General features: G+C 74.1%; 16 protein-coding genes. 2 read left to right on the forward strand and 14 right to left on the reverse strand.

Annotated features, from left to right (window positions below; genetic code table 11):
• The first annotated feature begins 33 nt into the window (after positions 1-33).
• Positions 34-1707 (forward strand): SulP family inorganic anion transporter, encoded by a 1674-nt coding sequence (locus FB476_RS09600; protein WP_170233585.1) that lies wholly within the window; start codon positions 34-36, stop codon positions 1705-1707.
• Between the two features lie 25 nt (positions 1708-1732).
• On the opposite strand, the gene nusB is transcribed toward FB476_RS09600, so the two are convergent.
• The 11 genes from nusB to FB476_RS09655 form a co-directional block, all read right to left on the reverse strand.
• Positions 1733-2146 (reverse strand): transcription antitermination factor NusB, encoded by a 414-nt coding sequence (nusB, locus tag FB476_RS09605; protein WP_141818566.1) that lies wholly within the window; start codon positions 2144-2146, stop codon positions 1733-1735.
• A 1-nt stretch (position 2147) separates the two neighbouring features.
• Positions 2148-2708, reverse strand: a complete 561-nt coding sequence (efp, locus tag FB476_RS09610; protein WP_141818567.1) for an elongation factor P — start codon at positions 2706-2708, stop codon at positions 2148-2150.
• Between the two features lie 108 nt (positions 2709-2816).
• Positions 2817-3914, reverse strand: coding sequence for a 3-dehydroquinate synthase (gene aroB, locus FB476_RS09615; protein WP_141818568.1), 1098 nt, complete (start codon positions 3912-3914; stop codon positions 2817-2819).
• Complete coding sequence (locus FB476_RS09620; protein WP_141818569.1) at positions 3911-4426, reverse strand: shikimate kinase; 516 nt, start codon at positions 4424-4426, stop codon at positions 3911-3913. Before FB476_RS09620 ends, aroB begins: the two co-directional genes overlap by 4 nt.
• Positions 4423-5697, reverse strand: a complete 1275-nt coding sequence (gene aroC / locus FB476_RS09625; RefSeq protein ID WP_141818570.1) for a chorismate synthase — start codon at positions 5695-5697, stop codon at positions 4423-4425. Before aroC ends, FB476_RS09620 begins: the two co-directional genes overlap by 4 nt.
• 23 nt (positions 5698-5720) lie before the next feature.
• Positions 5721-6440 (reverse strand): prepilin peptidase, encoded by a 720-nt coding sequence (locus FB476_RS09630; RefSeq protein ID WP_141818571.1) that lies wholly within the window; start codon positions 6438-6440, stop codon positions 5721-5723.
• Entirely contained in the window at positions 6437-7279 is an 843-nt protein-coding gene (locus FB476_RS09635; RefSeq protein WP_202876947.1) for a shikimate dehydrogenase, read from the reverse strand. Before FB476_RS09635 ends, FB476_RS09630 begins: the two co-directional genes overlap by 4 nt.
• Positions 7273-8520, reverse strand: coding sequence for an endolytic transglycosylase MltG (gene mltG / locus FB476_RS09640; RefSeq protein ID WP_141818572.1), 1248 nt, complete (start codon positions 8518-8520; stop codon positions 7273-7275). Before mltG ends, FB476_RS09635 begins: the two co-directional genes overlap by 7 nt.
• A gap of 9 nt (positions 8521-8529) precedes the next feature.
• Entirely contained in the window at positions 8530-9048 is a 519-nt protein-coding gene (gene ruvX / locus FB476_RS09645) for a Holliday junction resolvase RuvX (protein ID WP_141818573.1), read from the reverse strand.
• The gene (gene alaS, locus FB476_RS09650) at positions 9045-11735 is read right to left on the reverse strand and encodes an alanine--tRNA ligase (protein WP_141818574.1); all 2691 of its coding nucleotides are present in this window, start codon (positions 11733-11735) and stop codon (positions 9045-9047) included. Before alaS ends, ruvX begins: the two co-directional genes overlap by 4 nt.
• Positions 11736-11825: 90 nt before the next feature.
• The gene (locus FB476_RS09655) at positions 11826-13121 is read right to left on the reverse strand and encodes a replication-associated recombination protein A (protein ID WP_141818575.1); all 1296 of its coding nucleotides are present in this window, start codon (positions 13119-13121) and stop codon (positions 11826-11828) included.
• A gap of 196 nt (positions 13122-13317) precedes the next feature.
• Here FB476_RS09655 and FB476_RS09660 point away from each other — a divergent pair, with 196 nt between their 5' ends.
• Positions 13318-14127, forward strand: coding sequence for a GNAT family N-acetyltransferase (locus FB476_RS09660; RefSeq protein ID WP_170233586.1), 810 nt, complete (start codon positions 13318-13320; stop codon positions 14125-14127).
• A gap of 48 nt (positions 14128-14175) precedes the next feature.
• On the opposite strand, the gene aspS is transcribed toward FB476_RS09660, so the two are convergent.
• The 3 genes from aspS to FB476_RS09675 form a co-directional block, all read right to left on the reverse strand.
• Positions 14176-15987 carry an aspartate--tRNA ligase gene (gene aspS, locus FB476_RS09665; RefSeq protein WP_141818577.1) on the reverse strand — a complete coding sequence of 604 codons (1812 nt, stop codon included), beginning with the start codon at positions 15985-15987 and terminating at the stop codon, positions 14176-14178.
• A gap of 296 nt (positions 15988-16283) precedes the next feature.
• A complete protein-coding gene (locus FB476_RS09670) occupies positions 16284-16901 on the reverse strand; it encodes an NUDIX domain-containing protein (protein WP_141818578.1) in 618 nt (205 codons plus the stop codon).
• A gap of 7 nt (positions 16902-16908) precedes the next feature.
• Positions 16909-18603, reverse strand: coding sequence for a CTP synthase (locus tag FB476_RS09675; protein ID WP_141818579.1), 1695 nt, complete (start codon positions 18601-18603; stop codon positions 16909-16911).
• Positions 18604-18665 lie beyond the last annotated feature (62 nt).

Below are 18665 nucleotides of genomic sequence, written 5' to 3' on the forward strand. Positions count from 1 at the left end.
CGGGGCCCCGCCGTGGTGCACTACCGTCGAGGCGTGAACGTCCTGCCGGGACTGGCCGTCCTGCGCTCCTACCAGCGCGGATGGTGGCGTCCGGACCTCGTCGCCGGGGCCACCGTGGGCGCCATGCTGGTCCCCCAGTCGATGGCCTACGCCGAGCTCGCAGGACTTCCGCCGGTCCACGGCTTCTACGCCGTGCTGGTGCCCCTGGTGGTCTACGCCCTCGTCGGCACCAGCCGGCACCTGGGCGTCGGGCCCGAGCCGGGGACCGCCATCCTGGCCGCCACCGGGGTCGGCGCGATCGCCTCGGGCGACCCTGCGCGCTACGTCGTGCTGATGGCGGCGCTGGCCCTGCTCGTTGGGGCGATCGCGGTGCTCGGAGCCGTCGCCCGGCTGGGTTTCGTCGCCTCGGTGCTGTCCAAGCCGGTGCTCGTCGGCTACATCACCGGGGTGGGCCTGACGCTGCTCTCGAGCCAGGTCGCCGCCTTCAGCGGCGTCCCGATCACCGCTGACCGCTTCTTCCCCCGCGTCCTGCAGCTGGCCCAGGGACTGGGGTCGGTGCACCTGCCCACGCTCGCCGTCGGCGCCGGCTCGCTGGCCGTGGTGCTCGTCCTGCGCACTGTGGCCCCCCGCGTGCCCGGTGCGCTCGTCGCGGTCGGGGCCGCCACCGTGGTCGTCGCCCTGCTCCCCGACGGCGCCGGGGTGCCGCTCGTCGGCGAGGTCCCGCAGGGCCTGCCCGTGCCGGCCCTTCCCCTCGTGGGCGCGGGCGACCTCGTGGCCCTGCTGCCCGTGGCAGCGGGCATCGTGCTCGTCGGCTTCACCGACAACGTCCTCACCGCCCGGTCCGTCGCGGCCAGACAGGGCTACCGCGTGGACCCCAACCAGGAGCTGCTCGCGCTGGGCCTGACCAACCTCTCCTCGGGCCTGACCCAGGGCTTCCCGGTCTCCTCCAGCGCCAGCCGCACCGCCGTCCCGGCCGCCCTCGGCAGCAGGACCCAGGTCGTCTCGCTCACCGCCGCCGTGCTGGTGGCGGCCACCCTGCTCTTCCTCGGACCGGCGCTCGGGCAGGTGCCGCGTGCCGCGCTGGCGGCCGTCGTCGTCGCGGCGGCGATCGCGATCATCGACGTCCCCGGCTACCGCTCGCTGTGGCGGGTGAGCCGCTCGGAGGCCCTGCTGGCCGGCGTCGCGGCGCTCGGCGTGATCGTCGCGGACGTCCTCGTCGGGGTGCTCGTGGCCGTCGGGCTGTCGGTCCTCGTGGCGCTCGCCCGGATGGCGCGCCCGCACGACGCGGTGCTGGGCGACCGGCCCGACCTCGACGGCTGGGTGGAGGTCGAGACGGACCCGCGGGCGCGGGTCGAGCCGGGCCTGCTCGTCTACCGGTTCGACGCGCCGCTGTTCTTCCTCAACGCCGAGCGCTTCCGCAGCCGCGTGCTCGCGACGCTGGAGGCCAACCCGGGCGAGGAGGAGTGGCTCGTGCTCGACCTCGAGGGCGTGGGCGACCTGGACGCGACGGCGCTCGACGAGCTCGGCGACCTGGTGGAGGCGTTGCGGACCGAGGGGCTGCAGCGGGTCGCGGTCGCGCGCGGCAACGCCAAGGTGCTGGACCGGCTGCGCCGGGTCGGGCTGCTGGCCCCCGAGGGGCCGCTGCACCCCTACGCGACGATCAACGCCGCGGTGCGGGCCTTCCGCGCCGCCCGGGACGCGCGCTGAGGGCGCGTCGACCGGGCGGCGGCGGTCAGACCAGCGTGTCCCGGACCTCGGAGACGCGCGCCAGCAGGCCGTTGACGAAGCGGGGCGAGTCGTCCGTGGACAGCGCCTCGACGAGCGACACGGCCTCGGAGATCGCCACGGAGTCGGGCACCTCGTCGTTCCAGAGGATCTCCCACACGCCCAGGCGCAGGGCGGCCCGGTCGACCGCGGCCATGCGCTCGAGGGTCCAGCCCTGGGAGTAGGTCGTCAGGATCTCGTCGATCTGCGACCAGCGCTCGAGCACGCCCCGCACCAGCTGCACGGCATACTCCGGCAGCGGGTGCTGGGTGGTCGGCGCCGCGACCCGCTGCTCGAGCAGGTCGCCGACGTTGAGGCCGCGCTGCTCGGCCTCGAAGAGCAGCTCGAGGGCCCGCTTGCGCGCCTTGGTGCGGGCCGCCACGTCAGTTCACGCGGCCGAGGTAGGAACCGTCACGCGTGTCGACCTTGACCTTGGTGCCGGTCTCGAGGAAGAGCGGCACCTGGATCTCGGCGCCGGTCTCCACGGTGGCGGGCTTGGTGCCACCGGTGGAGCGGTCGCCCTGCAGGCCGGGCTCGGTGTGGGTGATCTCCAGGACGACGGAGGCCGGCAGCTCGACGTAGAGCACCTGGCCGTCGTGCTGGGCGATCATCGCCCGGCCGTTCTCCAGGAGGAACTTGGCGGCATCACCCATGACCTCGGGCGAGACGTGGACCTGCTCGTAGGTCTTCTCGTCCATGAAGATGTAGTCGGTGCCGTCGTTGTAGAGGTACTGGAAGTCCGAACGGTCCACCGTCGCGGTCTCGACCTTGGTGCCGGCGTTGAAAGTCTTGTCGATGATCTTGCCGGAGGTGACGTTCTTGAGCTTGGTGCGCACGAACGCCGGACCCTTGCCGGGCTTGACGTGCTGGAACTCCAGCACCTGCCACAGCCCGTTGTCCATGTCCAGGACCATGCCGTTCTTCAGGTCGTTCGTCGTCGCCACGTCTCGTCGCTCTCACAATCGGGGTCGAAGGTAGGTAGGGCGGGCCGCTGGGGCCCGAACCCGGGCAAGTCTAGCGGCGCCGGAGGCCCCTCCGGCACGCCCGAGGCGTCACCGGGGTCGGCGGACCGCCTCGTAGGCCTCCCGCAGCAGCGCCTCGTCCGGGGCCTCCAGGCGGGTGGGGCTCGCCAGGCCCTCGAGAGCCACGAACCGCAGCGTGCTGCCCCGGGACTTCTTGTCGCGGGCCATCGCCGTGCGCAGCTCCTCCCACCGGTCCGGGCCGGGGTATGCCGTGGGCAGGCCCAGCGACCCCAGCACCGTGCGGTGCCGCTCGAGCAGGGCCTGGTCGACGAGGCCGGCCCGGTGTGCGAGCTCGGCGACGAAGACCATGCCGACGGCGACGGCGTCGCCGTGGCGCCAGCGGTAGTCCTCGACCTGCTCCACGGCGTGCCCGAAGGTGTGGCCGTAGTTGAGGATCTCGCGCAGCGAGGCCTCGCGGAGGTCGGCCGCCACCACCTCGGCCTTGACGCGCACCGCGCGGGTGATCAGCTCGACCGCGAGCCCGGGGGCGGCCGTCGGGTCGCCCGCCGCCACGGGGTCGGCCTCGACCAGGTCGAGGATGACCGGATCGGCGATGAAGCCGGCCTTGACCACCTCCGCGAGCCCGGAGACGTAGTCGGCGCGGGGCATGCTCGCCAACCAGGCCGGGTCGCAGAGCACCGCCCGCGGCGGGTGGAAGGCGCCGACGAGGTTCTTGCCCTCGGGGGTGTTGATCCCGGTCTTGCCGCCGACCGCCGCGTCGACGACCCCGAGCAGGGACGTCGGCAGCAGCACGGACTCGACGCCGCGCAGCCAGGTGGCGGCGACGAAGCCGGCGAGGTCGGTCACCGCTCCCCCGCCGACCCCGACCACGAGGTCGTCGCGGGTGAAGCCCTCCTGGCCCAGGCGTCGCCACAACGACTCCAGCACCTGCGCGGTCTTGGCGGCCTCGGCGTCCGGCACCTCGACCACGACCGGCCGCGCACCGGCGTCGGCGAGGACGGCCGCCGCCTGCGCGGCGAGCTGCGCACGACCGGGCTGCACCACGAGGAGGACCCGGCGGCCCTCCCTGGCGTGGGCGGTCAGGTGCGCCAGCGCGTCCGGGCCGACGTGCACGGCATATCCCGGCTCGCCGCGGACCTCGACGGTGCGGGTCGCGGGTGCGCTCACGGCTCCAGTCCCAGGGCGCCGAGCAGCTCCTCGGCCACCTCCTCGGGGGTGCGACCCCCGGTCTGGACGTGCACGGTCGCGAGCGACTCGTAGACGGGGCGACGGGCGTTCATGAGGCGGGTCCACGCAGCGCGCGGGTTGACCACGAGCAGGGGCCGGGAGGCGTCGAAGCCGACCCTCCCCGCGGCGTCGGCGATCGTCACGTCCAGGAAGGCGACGCGGTGGTCGCCCTCCCGCAGCGCGGTCGCGACGGTCTCCTGCATGACGGCGCCGCCGCCGAGCGCGACCACACCACGCTCCTCGGCGAGGGACCGCACGACCTCGACCCGCTCGAGCTCGCGGAAGTGCGCCTCGCCGTCCTGGACGAAGATGTCGCTCACCGAGCGCCCGGCCGCGCGCTCGATCGCGACGTCGGTGTCGTGGAAGTCGACCCCGAGCCGCTCCGCGAGCAGCCGGCCGACGGTGGTCTTGCCCGCCCCGGGGGGGCCGACGAGGACGACGACGGGGCTCACGGGCGCTCCTCCCCGTCGAGGACGGTCGCGGGCGTGCGCAGGTGCTGCGGCACGGCGGCGAGGTAGGCGGCGTGGTTGCGCGCCACCTCGGCCACCGAGTCGCCGCCGAACTTCTCCAGCACGGCGTCGGCGAGGACCAGCGCCACCATGGCCTCGGCCACGACCCCCGCGGCCGGCACGGCGCAGACGTCGCTGCGCTGGTGGATGGCGGTGGCGGGCTCCCCCGTGGTCGTGTCGACGGTGCGCAGGGCCCGCGGCACGGTGGAGATCGGCTTCATGGCCGCACGGACCCGCAGCACCTCGCCCGTGCTCATGCCGCCCTCGGTCCCGCCGCTGCGCAGGCTCACGCGACGCACCAGGCCGTCCTCGCCGGCGACGATCTCGTCGTGGGCCTCGCTGCCGCGGCGGGCGGCGGTGCGGAAGCCCTCCCCCACCTCGACACCCTTGATGGCCTGGATGCCCATGAGGGCCGCGGCGAGCCGGGCGTCGAGCCGGCGGTCCCAGTGGACGTGCGAGCCGAGCCCCGGCGGCAGGCCGTAGGCGAGCACCTCGACCACCCCGCCGAGGGTGTCGCCGTCCTTGCGGGCGGCGTCGACCTCGGCGACCATCGCGGCCGACAGCTCGGGGTCGAGGGTGCGCACCGGGTCGGCGTCGACCGCGGCGACGTCGTCCGGGCCGGGCAGGGCGTCGAGGTCGGGGGCGTCGGCGTCCAGGTCGGGCACGCCGGCCCGGCCGATGCTCACGGTGTGGGAGACGAGGCGCACCCCGACGGCCTGCTCGAGGAAGGCGGCGGCGACGGCGCCGAGGGCGACCCGGGCGGCCGTCTCGCGCGCCGAGGCGCGCTCCAGGACGGGTCGGGCCTCGTCGAAGCCGTACTTGGTCATGCCCACGAGGTCGGCGTGACCGGGGCGGGGGCGGGTGAGCGGCTTGTTGCGGGCGAGCTCCTGCGGGGCGCCCACGTCGTCGGCGCGTCGGATGGCCTCGTCCTCGACGGGCTCGGGGCTCATCACCGCCTCCCACTTCGCCCACTCGGTGTTGGCGATCTGCAGGGCCAGCGGGGATCCGAGGGTGAGGCCGTGGCGCAGACCCCCGAGGAAGCTGAGCTGGTCGGCCTCGAACTTCATCCGGGCCCCGCGGCCGTAGCCGAGCCGGCGGCGGGCCAGGGCCCCCTCCACGGCGGCCCGCTCGACACGGACCCCGGCGGGCAGCCCCTCGAGGACGGCGGTCAGGGCGGGCCCGTGCGACTCTCCGGCGGTCAACCAACGCAGCATGGGCACAGATTCTCCCACGCTGGCTAGAGCAGCCCGCCCACCGCCTGCGGCACGAGGAGCAGGCCCAGCAGGGCCCCGACCATCATCGGGGGGCCGTAGGCGAAGTCGTCCTTCCAGCCCACGCGGCGCCCCACCAGCAGCGCCAGGGCGAAGAGGCCGCCGACGAGGAAGCCTGCGTAGATGCCCGCGAGGGTCTCGGGCCAGCCGAACCAGCCGAGGACTCCCCCGAGCACGACCGCGAGCTTGACGTCGCCGAGGCCGAGCGCGAGCGAGCCGCGGGCGAGGGAGAGCAGCGCGAGGAGGAAGTAGAACCCGCCGCTCCCGACCGCCGCCAGCAGCGAGCGCAGCCACGGCTCGAAACCGCCGCCGACCAGCGCCGCCAGGCTCACGCCCGCGACGAGGAAACCCATCGTCGGCCACATGATCCGGTCGGGCAGCCGGTGCACGTCGAGGTCCATCGCCGCCAGGCACACGCAGCTCAGGGTCATCACCAGCCCGGTGGCGGTGAGGACGGCCGCCACGGGCCACCCGGGCACGGCGTCGTCGGGGACGAACCAGATCCGGTGCACGACGAAGGCGGTGACGACGCCGAGGACGAGCGGCACCCACCAGCGACGGCCCGGGTGCGGGACGTCGTCCTCGTCCGGCTTGCGGTAGGTGGTGGCCTCGAGCCACCGCCCCACGGGTATGCCGAGGACCGTGGCCACCGCTCCCACGGCGACCGGCACCCAGACCTCCGTCACTGCGACCCCGTCCCGTCCAGCGCCGCGCGCATCGCGGCGACCGGGCCATTGTGCCCGGTCATCAGCTCGACCTGACGGACCGCCTGGTGCAGGAGCATGCCCGTGCCGCGGGCGACCGGGAGGCCCTCGCCCCCCGCGGCCTCGCGGACCGCGGTCGCGAACCGGCTGGGCCAGGGGCGGTAGACGACGTCCATGACGACGGGCGTCACGGCATCGGGGGGCGCGAGGACCGGGCCGGGCTCCGCGGTCGGCGGCAGGGTGCTCACGACGACCTGGCTCTCGGCGCCGTCGAGCACGAGCGGGTCGGTGAGGAGGGGGACGACACGGGTCCTCAGACCGAGCTGCCCAGCCAGGGCGGCGGTCCCGGGCCGCAGGTCGCCGCGCACCCGGAAGGTCACCTCCTGCACGCCCAGCTCCGAGAGGGCGACGAGCGTCGAGCGGGCGGTCGCGCCCCCGCCGAGCACGGTGGCGGACCGGGGCGCGAGCGCCCCGGCCTCGGTGAGCGCCTGCACGACGCCGTGGACGTCGGTGTTGTCCGCCAGCCAGCCCCCGTCGCGGCGCACCAGGGTGTTGGCCGCGCCGGCCAGCCGGGCGGCCGGGCCGACCTCGGTGCCGAGCGCGAGCGCCTCCTCCTTGAGCGGCATGGTCACCGCCAGCCCGACCCACCCGGGGCCGAGCTGCTCGACGTAGGACCGGAGCCCGCCGGCCGGCACCTCCTGCGCGGTGAACGTCCACCCGTCCAGCCCGAGCGCCGCGTAGGCGGCGCCGTGCAGGAGCGGCGAGAGGCTGTGCGAGATCGGCGAGCCGACCACGCCCGCCCGCCGCGGCCCGCTCAGCACTGGTCGGGGTTGTTCGCGCACCACTGCTGGAAGAGCGCGACGTTCTCCTGGTGGGCCGCGTAGTCGTCGGCGAACCGGGTCTCGCCGGTGGACGGGTCGACCGTGACGAAGTAGAGCCAGTTGCCGGGCTCGGGGTTCATCGCGGCGCGGATCGCCTCCTCGCCCGGGCTGTTGATCGGCCCGACGGGCAGGCCCGCGTAGAGGTAGGTGTTGTGCTTGTCCTCGTTGGCCCGCTGCTGGTCGGTCGTGCCCGCCAGGCCGCGCTCCTGGTAGATGAAGTGGACCGTGGAGTCCATCTGCAGGTAGCCGTTGGTCTCCGGGTTGGGCTGGAGGCGGTTCTCGACGACGCGGGCGATCTTGGGCAGGTCCTCGGAGAACATGCCCTCGCCCTGGACGATGCTGGCCTTGATGATGACGTCGCGCAGCTCGTCCTCGGGGACCCCGATCTGGGCGTAGCGCTGCTTGGCGAGGTCGACCATCGCCTTGAGCTGCTCCTCGGGCGTCGACTCGGTGTCGAACTCGTAGGTGCTCGGGAACAGGAAGCCCTCGAGGTCGCCCTCGGCGGCCTCGGGCAGGCCCAGGGTGGAGACGTCGACGGCCTCGTAGTCGGCCACCTCGTGGCCGGTCGCCTCGGCGAGGATCGCGAAGGTCTCGGAGACCCACAGCCCCTCGCGGATCGTGACGCCGTTGATGTTGCGGTAGTTGCCGTCGAGCAGGCGCGCGAGCGCCGCCTGGGAGCTCATCTTGCTCGCCATCCGGTAGGTGCCTGGCTGGATGGACCCGGACCGTGGGTCGGCCTGCAGGGCCGCCGTGAAGGCGGCGGAGGACGCCACGACGTCCTCGGCGGCCAGGATCTGGGCGATCTGACCGCCACCGGCGCCCTGGGGGATCTCGACGAGGATCTCGCCGGTGCCGGCGCCCTCGTAGTCCTGGGGGGCCTCCTCGCCGAAGGAGATGCTGGGGAGCATGTCGCTCACCCAGCCGAAGGTGTAGATGGACGCGGTGACCACGATCGCCCCGGCGAGCACCAGGGCCACGACCGTGCCGATCGGGTTGCGGCGGCGCCGGCGGCGCGGACGGAACTGCGGCACCTCGGGCTCGACGGGGTCGAGCACGTCGGAGGCCAGGGACTCGTCGTGCTCGACGTCGCGGCGCAGCCCGAGGACGTCGCCGTCGAAGACGGGGCGCGACCTGTCACGGACGTCGTGCTCGTCCCAGTCCTCGTGCGGAGGCTGACTCATGGGTGTCCTTTACGTCGGTCCGGACCGCCGGGCCCGGGGCTTGCGCGCCCGCAGGGGGACGCCGACCGGTCGGCCGGCGTTTCGGGCGTCGAGCGCCGCCTGGAGGATGAGGACCGCTGCGGCCTGGTCGACGACGCTCCGCTGGTCACGGCCCCGCACCCCGCTGCGGCGCAGGTTGCGGTGCGCGTCCACGGTGGTGAGGCGCTCGTCCCACAGGCGCACCGGCACCTCCACGCGCCGCTGCAGGGAGTCAGCGTAGTGCCGGGCACGCTGCGCGGCCAATCCTTCCGCCCCGGACAACGAGCGGGGCAGGCCCACGACGACCGCGACGGCGCCCCGGGAGAGCACCTCCGCGGCGATCTCGTCGAGGTCCGCACCCCCCTCGTGGTCGCGGGGCAGGGTCGCGACGGGATGGGCCAGGAGCCCGACGGGGTCGCTCGCGGCGAGGCCGACGCGGGCCTCGCCCACGTCGACCCCGAGCAGCACGCCGCTGCCCGCCGCGTCCCCGCCGGGTCCTGGTCCGGTCACGCCGTGAGCGCGTCCTCGACCCGACGCAGCGCGTCCGCGGTGCGCGTCGGGTCCTGACCGCCGCCCTGGGCGAGGTCGTCCTTGCCGCCACCGCCGCCGCCGAGGGTCTGCGCGGCCACCTTGACCAGGGCACCAGCGCGGATGCCCCGCTCCCGGGCCGCCTCGTTGGTCGCGACCGCGACGCTGGGGCGGCCCGAGGCGACGCCGGTGAGCGCCACCACGACGGGCCGGTCGTTGCCGAGACGGCCCCGCAGGTCGGTGACCAGACGGCGCAGGTCGTCGCCGGAGGCGCCGTCGCCGAGGTCGTGGCCGAGGAAGGTCACGCCGGCCACGTCGCGCGCCTGGTCGGTGAGCCCCTTCGCCGCCGCGAGGACCTGCTGCGCCTTGGCGCGGGCGATCTCGCGCTCGGCGTCCTTGAGCCGCGCGATGAGCTGGGCGACGCGGTCGGGGACCTCGTCCGGGCGGACCTTGAGGGTGTCGGTCAGCTGGTTGACGATCACCGTCTCGCGCGCCAGGTGCTGGTAGGCGTCGGCGCCGACGAGGGCCTCGACACGTCGCACGCCGGAGCCGATCGAGGCCTCGCCCATGATCTTGACCAGGGACAGCTGCGCGGAGTTGAGCACGTGCGTGCCACCGCACAGCTCCAGCGACCACGGGCCGCCGACGGAGACCACGCGCACGATGTCGGGGTAGCGCTCGCCGAAGAGGGCCATGGCGCCCATCTCGCGGGCCTCGGCCAGCGGCATCTCGGCCGCGCTGACCTGCAGGTCGTCCATCAGGCGCTCGTTGATGCGGGCCTCGACCGCGGCCAGCTCGTCCGGGGACAGGCCACGGGTGGCGCGGAAGTCGAAGCGCAGCCGGCCCGGCGCGTTCTCCGAGCCCGCCTGGGTCGCGGTGTCACCGAGCGTCTCGCGGAGCACCTTGTGCACGATGTGCGTCGCGGTGTGCGCCCGGGACACGGACGCGCGCCGCAGCGTGTCGATCTCGGCCGTGGCGGTCTGACCGACGGCCAGCTCGCCCTCGAGCAGCGTCCCGCGGTGGACGATGAGGCCCGGGATCGGGCGCTGGACGTCGGTGACCTGGACCACGGCGCCGGAGTCGAGCCGGATGAGGCCGTGGTCGGGCAGCTGACCACCGGCCTCGGCGTAGAACGGGGTCTGGGCGAGCACCAGCTCGACCTCTGCACCGGTCTCGGCCTGCTCCGGGGCGAGCGCGAGGCGGTCCACCTCGTGACCGTCGGCCAGGAGCCCGACGACGGGCGCGTCGCCGCGCATCTGCTCGTAGCCGGTGAACTCGACCGAGCGACCGAGGCGGTCGGCCAGGGCGCGGTAGGCGCCGGTGCCGCCGTGGCCGGCCTTCTTCGACTTCGCGTCGGCCTTGGCCCGCTGGCGCTGCTCGGTCATGAGGGCGCGGAAGCCCGCCTCGTCGACCTCCAGGCCCTGCTCGGAGGCCATCTCCAGGGTCAGGTCGATCGGGAAGCCGTAGGTGTCGTGCAGCTGGAAGGCCTCGGCGCCGCCGAGCGTGGTGGAGCCGGACTCCTTGGCCTTGCGCACCGCGGTGTCGAGGATGGTCGTCCCGCTGGCCAGGGTGCGGCGGAAGGCCTCCTCCTCGGCGTAGGCGGTCTCGCTGATGCGCGACCAGTCGCGGGCCAGCTCGGGGTAGGAGGTGCTCATCACGTCACGGCTGACGGGCAGCAGCTCGGGCAGCGCGGCGTCGTGGACGCCCAGCAGGCGCATCGAGCGGACCGCGCGGCGCAGCAGCCGGCGCAGCACGTAGCCGCGGCCCTCGTTGCCGGGGGTGACGCCGTCACCCATGAGCATCAGGCCGGAGCGCACGTGGTCGGCGACCACGCGGAAGCGGACGTCGTCCTCGCCGTCGGCGCCGTAGGAGCGGCCGGAGAGCTCCTCGGCGCGCTCGATGACGGGGTAGACCTCGTCGATCTCGTAGAGGTTGTCGACGCCCTGCAGCAGGTAGGCGACGCGCTCGAGCCCCATACCCGTGTCGATGTTCTTGCGCGGCAGCTCGCCCGCGATGTCGAAGTCGACCTTGGAGCGGACCGCGGAGAGCTCCTCCTGCATGAAGACGAGGTTCCAGATCTCCAGGAAGCGGTCCTCGTCGACGACCGGGCCACCGTCGGGGCCGTGCTCGGGGCCACGGTCGACGTAGATCTCGCTGCACGGACCGCCCGGCCCCGGGACACCCATGTGCCAGTAGTTGTCGGCCAGGCCGCGGCGCTGGATGCGCTCCTGCGGGAGCCCGGCGATGCGGTGCCACAGGTCGGCGGCCTCGTCGTCACCATCGAGCACGGTCACCCAGATCGAGTCCGGGTCGAAGCCGAGGTAGCCGTCGGCCTGCGAGCCGGTGACCAGCTCCCAGGCGTGGCTGATCGCCCCCTCCTTGAAGTAGTCGCCGAAGGAGAAGTTGCCGTTCATCTGGAAGAACGTGCCGTGGCGGGTGGTCTTGCCGACCTCCTCGATGTCGAGGGTGCGCACGCACTTCTGCACGCTGGTGGCGCGCGGCCACGGGGGCGTCTGCTGCCCCAGGAAGTAGGGCTTGAACTGGACCATCCCGGCGTTGACGAACAGCAGGTTGGGGTCGTCGTAGACGAGCGGCGCGCTCGGCACCACCGCGTGGCCCTTGCTCTCGAAGAACCTCAGCCAGCGACGGCGGATCTCGGCGGTTTCCATGGTCTCCTCACGGGGTGCAGACGGACCTGCCTACTCTAGCCGCCACGTCTGGACGTCCCCTGGCCCGACCGCCCCGGGGCGTGGCGCCGCTCAGCGGCCGCGGATGATGCGGCGCAGCTCGCGCCAGCGGGAGCCGAGCCGCTCCTCCCACCCGCGACCGGTCGGGTGGTAGTAGTCGACGTCGGCCTCGGCGAGGTCGTCAGGGAGGAACTGCTGCGGGCCGACGCCGGCGGGCTCGTCGTGGGTGTAGCGGTAGCCCTTGCCGTGCCCCAGTCGCTCGGCACCGGCGTAGCCGCTCCCCCGGAGGTGGGCGGGCACCGGCCCGCCCCGGCCGGCCCGGACGTCGGCGATGGCGGCGTTGATCGCGGCGTAGGCGGCGTTGGACTTGGGCGCGAGGGCGTTGTGGATGACCGCCTGCGCCAGGATGATCCGCGCCTCGGGCATCCCGATCTGGGCGACGGCGTGCAGCGCCGCCACCGCGGTCTGCAGGGCCGACGGGTCCCCCAGGCCGACGTCCTCGCTGGCGGCGATGACGATGCGCCGCGCGATGAAGCGCGGGTCCTCCCCCGCCTCCAGCTGCCGGGCGAGGTAGTGCAGGGCGGCGTCGACGTCGGAGCCCCGCATGGACTTGATGAAGGCGCTGGCGACGTCGTAGTGCTGGTCCCCCGCCCGGTCGTAGCGGACCGCGGCGTGCGCCATCGCCTGCTCGACCGTGGCGAGCGTGATCGCGGCCAGCTGGTCCTCCCGGCCCGCGGGACGCTCGTCGGCGGCCACCCCGGCGGCGGCCTCCAGGGTCGTGAGGGCCCGGCGCGCGTCGCCGCCGGCCATCCGCACGAGGTGGTCGAGCGCGTCGTCGTCGAGGGTGAACCCCCCGTCCAGACCGCGCTCGTCGGCGAGCGCGCGGCGGATGACGCCGCGGACCTGGTCGTCGTCCAGCGGCCCGAGACGCACCAGCACCGAGCGGGACAGCAGCGGGGCGATCACCGAGAACGAGGGGTTCTCGGTCGTCGCCGCCACCAGGATGACGAGCCGGTTCTCGACGCCCGGCAGCAGGGCGTCCTGCTGCGCCTTGGTGAACCGGTGGATCTCGTCGAGGAAGAGCACCGTCTGGCGTCCGTGCAGCGAGCGTTCCTGCATCGCCTGGTCCATCACCTGCCGGACGTCCTTGACACCGGCCGTGACGGCGGACAGCTCCACGAAGCGGCGGTCGGCCGCGGTCGCCACGAGATGGGCCAGGGTGGTCTTGCCGGTGCCGGGCGGCCCCCAGAGGATCGCCGACAGCGGGCCCGCGAGCCCGCCCGCGCCCTCGATGAGGCGGCGCATCGGCGAGCCGGGGCGCAGGACGTCCTCCTGGCCGGCCACCTCCTCCAGGGTGCGCGGACGCATGCGGACGGCCAGCGGAGGGCGCAGGTCGCCGGCACGCTCCGGCCCGCCCGCCGCCGCGCTGAAGAGGTCCGATCCACTGCTCGCCGACACCCTGGCAGGCTACCCGCGGGCACCGCCGTCCCCGACCCGTACCCGCACGGGGCGGTGCGCCGGACCGCGGATAGCCTGCTGCCCTCCCCACCCACGGAAGGCCGACGTGAGCGAACCCGTGCCCGTCTCCCGCGCAGAGCTGCTGGAGCTCTCCGGCGGCGATCCCTGGGCGCGCTGGGCGCTGCCCGACCCGCTCGCCGGGGCGGCCCTCGTCGTCGCGGACGTGGCGCTCGTCGAGCGGGGCGGTCCGCGCCCGGGACTGTGGGTCGCGCCGCTGCGCCCGGGCCTGCCCGCGGGGGCGGTGCCGGAGGGCCCGGCCCTCACGGCCGAGGCCGCGCGAGTGGCGACGGCGTTGCGGCTGGTCCGCGAGGGCCTGTTCCCCGCCGCGCGCCCCGGAGCCTCGATCTCCGCGCCGGCCGAGCACGCGGGGACGGCTCGCGCGGTCCTGCCGCTCTCCGAGGAGGGCGGGGACTGGGACTGGATGTGGACCGAGGCCGCGCCGCCGCCCGAGTCCCGGGAGCGGCTGCTGGTCGAGCTGGACGACCGGGCCGACGCCGAGGAGCTGCGGGCCTTCGCGCACGCCCACAACCCGCGCGTATGGACGCGGATCGGCGAGGGCGAGGTCGTCCGCTGGGTCGGGGTGCGTGACGTCGCAGGAGGCCTGGTCGCCGTGGGCGGGGCCGAGCGGGAGGCCTCGGGCGCCCCGCACCTGGCGGGGATCCTCACCGCCGTGCCCGCCCGGGGGCAGGGCTGGGGCCGGGTGGTCTCGTCCGCGCTCACCCGGGAGGCGCTGCGGGAGCACGGGGTGTGCACCCTGGGGATGTTCCGCGACAACGACCGGGCGCGGCGTCTCTACCGCGGCCTCGGTTACCGCACCGCCCGCCGCTGGTTCTCCCGGCGGCTGGCCGGGAGCTGACGCGGGCCGCCCCCTCCGGAGAGGGGACGGCCCGGGTGGTCAGGCGGTTCAGCCCTGGGCGGCCTGCTCGGCCTTCTCCCCCTTGGGCTCCGGGACGGCGTCCACGCCGGCCTCCTTGCGCTGCTCCGGGGTGATCGGGGCGGGCGCCTCGGTGAGCGGGTCGAAGCCGCCACCGGACTTGGGGAAGGCGATGACGTCGCGGATCGAGTCGGTGCCGGCGAGCAGCGCCACGATCCGGTCCCAGCCGAAGGCGATCCCGCCGTGCGGCGGGGCGCCGTACTTGAACGCCTCCAGCAGGAAGCCGAACTTCTCCTCGGCCTGCTCCTGGTCCAGGCCCATGATCGCGAAGACGCGCTCCTGGACGTCCCGGCGGTGGATACGGATCGACCCGCCACCGATCTCGTTGCCGTTGCAGACGAGGTCGTAGGCGTAGGCGAGGGCCGCACCCGGGTCGGACTCGAGGGTGTCGAGGTACTCCGCCTTGGGCGAGGTGAAGGCGTGGTGCACGGCCGTCCAGGCACCGGCACCGACGGCGACGTCACCGGCCTCGACCGCGTCGGACGCCGGCTCGAAGAGGGGCGCGTCGACCACCCACAGGAAGCTCCAGGCGTCCTCGTCGATGAGCTCGCAGCGACGGCCGATCTCCAGGCGGGCGGCGCCGAGCAGCGCGCGCGAGGCCTTGGTGGGGCCGGCGGCGAAGAAGACCGCGTCGCCCGGGGCGGCGCCGACGTGCGCGGCCAGGCCGGCACGCTCCGCGTCCGAGAGGTTCTTGGCGACCGGGCCGCCGAGCTCGCCGTCCTCGCCGACCGTGACGTAGGCCAGGCCCTTGGCGCCGCGCTGGCGGGCCCACTCCTGCCAGGCGTCGAACTGCCGGCGCGGCTGCGAGCCGCCGCCGGGCATGACGACCGCGCCGACGTAGTCCGCCTGGAACACCCGGAACGGGGTCTCGGCGAAGTAGTCGGTGCACTCGGTGATCTCGAGGTCGAAGCGCAGGTCGGGCTTGTCGCTGCCGTAGCGGCGCATCGCCTCGGCGTAGGACATCCGCGGGAACGGCGTGGTCAGCTCGATGCCTCGCACGGCCCACACCGCCTTGGCGATGGCCTCGCCGAGCTCGATGACGTCGTCCTGCTCGACGAAGCTCATCTCGATGTCGAGCTGGGTGAACTCCGGCTGCCGGTCGGCGCGGAAGTCCTCGTCGCGGTAGCAGCGCGCGATCTGGTAGTAGCGCTCCATGCCGGCGACCATGAGCAGCTGCTTGAACAGCTGCGGGCTCTGCGGCAGGGCGTACCAGCTGCCCGGCTGCAGGCGGGCCGGCACGAGGAAGTCACGGGCGCCCTCCGGGGTGGACCGGGTCAGCGTCGGGGTCTCGATCTCGACGAAGTTGCGCGCGTTGAGCAGGTCGCGGGCCGCGGCGTTGACCTGCGAGCGCAGCCGCAGGTTCTGCCCCACGGCGTTGGCGCCCGGACGGCGCAGGTCGAGGTAGCGGTGGCGCAGGCGCGCCTCCTCCCCGACGTTGACGCGCTCGTCGATCTGGAACGGCAGCGGCGCGGCCTCGCTGAGCACCTCGATGTCGGAGGCGACGACGTCGATCGCGCCGGTCGGCAGGTCGGGGTTGACGTCCTTCTCCGCGCGGGCGGTGACCTCGCCGACCACCTTGACGCAGTACTCGCTGCGCAGGTCGTGGGCGGTGCCGGTGAGCACCTCGTCGCGGGCGACGACCTGGACGACACCGCTGGCGTCGCGCAGGTCGATGAAGGCGACGCCGCCGTGGTCGCGGCGACGGGCGACCCAGCCGGTCAGGGTCACGGTGGTGCCGACGTGCTCAGGACGCAGCGTGCCGGCCTCGTGGGTGCGAAGCATCTCTTCTCCTCTCGGGTCGCGGGCGACGGAGGGGAGGACCTCCGCCGTCGACGACGGGAAAGCCCGGGAGGTGTGGGCGGGGGCCAGGTCGCGGTGCCACCACACCTTCGCCAGGAGAAGTCCTGGCCTCTCGTCGGTACGCCGCACGCGCGGTGCCCGGGCGGACCGGCCGGTCGGCCGTGGTCCAGGCGGGTCGTCACTCCGCCCCCGCGCACGAGGATCAAGTCTACGACCCCGGCGGTGCGGTCTCCACACGCTTCCCCGGGGTATGCCGTGCCAGCACCCCGGCCCCGGGGTCAGCCCCCGGCCCGCGCCCGACGGGCCGCGAGGGCCAGCACGGCCACCAGCATCGGGCCGTTGTGCACCTGGCCCGCGAGGATCGCCGAGACCGCGTCGGACAGGGAGATCCAGCCCACCGGCATACCCGCCTCCTCGTGCTCGCGCTCGTGGCGCTCGTCCTCCGGCACGTCGGAGAGCCCGGTGGCGACGAAGACGGTGATCCGCTCCCCCAGGCTGCCCGGGGACGGCGTGAGGGTGAGCAGCTCCTCCCACTCCTCGGCGCGCAGGTCCGCCTCCTCCGCGAGCTCGCGACGCGCGGCCTCGACCGGTGGCTCGCCCTCGACGTCGAGCAGGCCGGCGGGCAGCTCCCAGTCCTCGGCGCCGACGGGGTGGCGGTACTGCCGCAGCACGAGGATCTCGGGCTCGCCGCGGTCCTCGCGCACGGCGAGGACGGCCACCGCCCCCGGGTGCTCGAGGAAGTCGCGCACCGCGACCCCGGCGTCGCCGAGGTCGACGCGCTCGGTCAGCACGTCCCAGACACGACCGGCGAAGGCGACCTCCCGCGAGAGGACCGGGCGCCGGCCCTCGACGTCGCGCAGGTCGGACGCCGTGAGACGGGGCGCGTCGAGGGTCATGCGCGGCTCAGGCCGGCAGCTCGTGCTGGTGCTGGCGACCCTCGACCTCGACCAGGCGCTGGCTGCGCTGCTGGTCGAGCGCGGCCGCGACCAGCCCGGCGAAGAGCGGGTGCGCGTGGTCGGGGCGGGACTTGAACTCCGGGTGGGCCTGGGTCGCCACGTAGTAGGGGTGCACCTCGCGCGGCAGCTCGACGAACTCCACCAGGGTGCCCTCCGGGGACGTGCCCGAGAAGACCAGGCCTGCGTCGCTCAGCCGCTCGCGGAAGGCGTTGTTGACCTCGTAGCGGTGCCGGTGGCGCTCGGTGACCTCGGTGGTGCCGTAGGTCTCGGCGACGACCGAGCCCGGGACCAGCGCCGCCGGGTAGGACCCCAGCCGCATGGTGCCGCCCAGGTCGCCCGCGCCGGAGACGATCGCCTCCTGCTCGGCCATCGTGGCGATGACCGGCTCGGGGGTCATGGGGTCGAACTCGGTCGAGCTGGCGCCCTCGATGCCGGCGACGTTGCGCGCGTGCTCGATGACCATCGCCTGCAGACCCAGGCAGATGCCCAGGGTCGGGATGCCGCGCTCACGGGCCCAGCGCAGCGCGCCGATCTTGCCCTCGATGCCGCGCACGCCGAAGCCGCCGGGCACGAGGATGGCGTCGACGCCCTGCAGGGCGCGGCTCGCGCCGGCCTCGGTCGAGCACTCGTCGGAGGCGACCCAGCGGATGTCGACGCGGGCGTCGTGGCGGAAGCCGCCGGCGCGCATCGCCTCGGTCACCGACAGGTAGGCGTCGGGCAGGTCGATGTACTTGCCGACGAGGGCGATCTCCACGCGGTGCTCGGGCTCGTGGACGCGCTCGAGGAGCGCGTCCCAGGCGGTCCAGTCCACGTCGCGGAACGGCATACCCAGGTGGCGCACGACGTAGGCGTCGAGCATCTCCCGGTGAAGCACCTTGGGGATGTCGTAGATGCTCGGGGCGTCGATGCAGGCCGCGACCGCGTCCGCGTCGACGTCGCACATCATCGAGATCTTGCGCTTGATGCCCTCGGGGATCTCGCGGTCGGCGCGCAGGACGAGCGCGTCGGGCGTGATGCCGACCTGGCGCAGGGCGGCCACGGAGTGCTGCGTCGGCTTGGTCTTGAGCTCGCCGCTCGGGGCCAGGTAGGGCACCAGCGAGACGTGCAGGAAGAAGCAGTTGGCGCGCCCGATGTCGTGGCGCACCTGACGGGCGGCCTCGAGGAAGGGCAGCGACTCGATGTCGCCGACCGTGCCGCCGATCTCGGTGATGATGATGTCGGGCCGCGGGCCGTCGGTGGCGTCGGCCGCCGCACGCATGCGGGCCTTGATCTCGTTGGTGATGTGCGGGATGACCTGGACGGTGTCACCGAGGTACTCGCCGCGCCGCTCGCGGGCGATGACGTCGTTGTAGACCTGCCCGGTCGTGACGTTGGAGCGCCCGGAGAGGTTGGTGTTGAGGAATCGCTCGTAGTGCCCGATGTCGAGGTCGCACTCGGCGCCGTCCTCGGTGACGAAGACCTCCCCGTGCTGGAACGGGTTCATCGTCCCCGGGTCCACGTTGATGTACGGATCGAGCTTCTGCATCGTCACCCGGAGCCCGCGGGACCTGAGGAGGAACCCGAGGCTGGAGGCCGTCAGGCCCTTGCCGAGCGAGGAGGCGACGCCCCCGGTCACGAAGATGTGCTTTGTCGTCTCCACCACGGGCTACCAGTCTACGTGACCCGAGGGGGTGCCGACGGCCGACACCCCGCCCACCTCCGGAG

The sequence above is a fragment of the Ornithinimicrobium humiphilum genome (genome assembly GCF_006716885.1).
Classification (GTDB): domain Bacteria; phylum Actinomycetota; class Actinomycetes; order Actinomycetales; family Dermatophilaceae; genus Ornithinicoccus; species Ornithinicoccus humiphilus.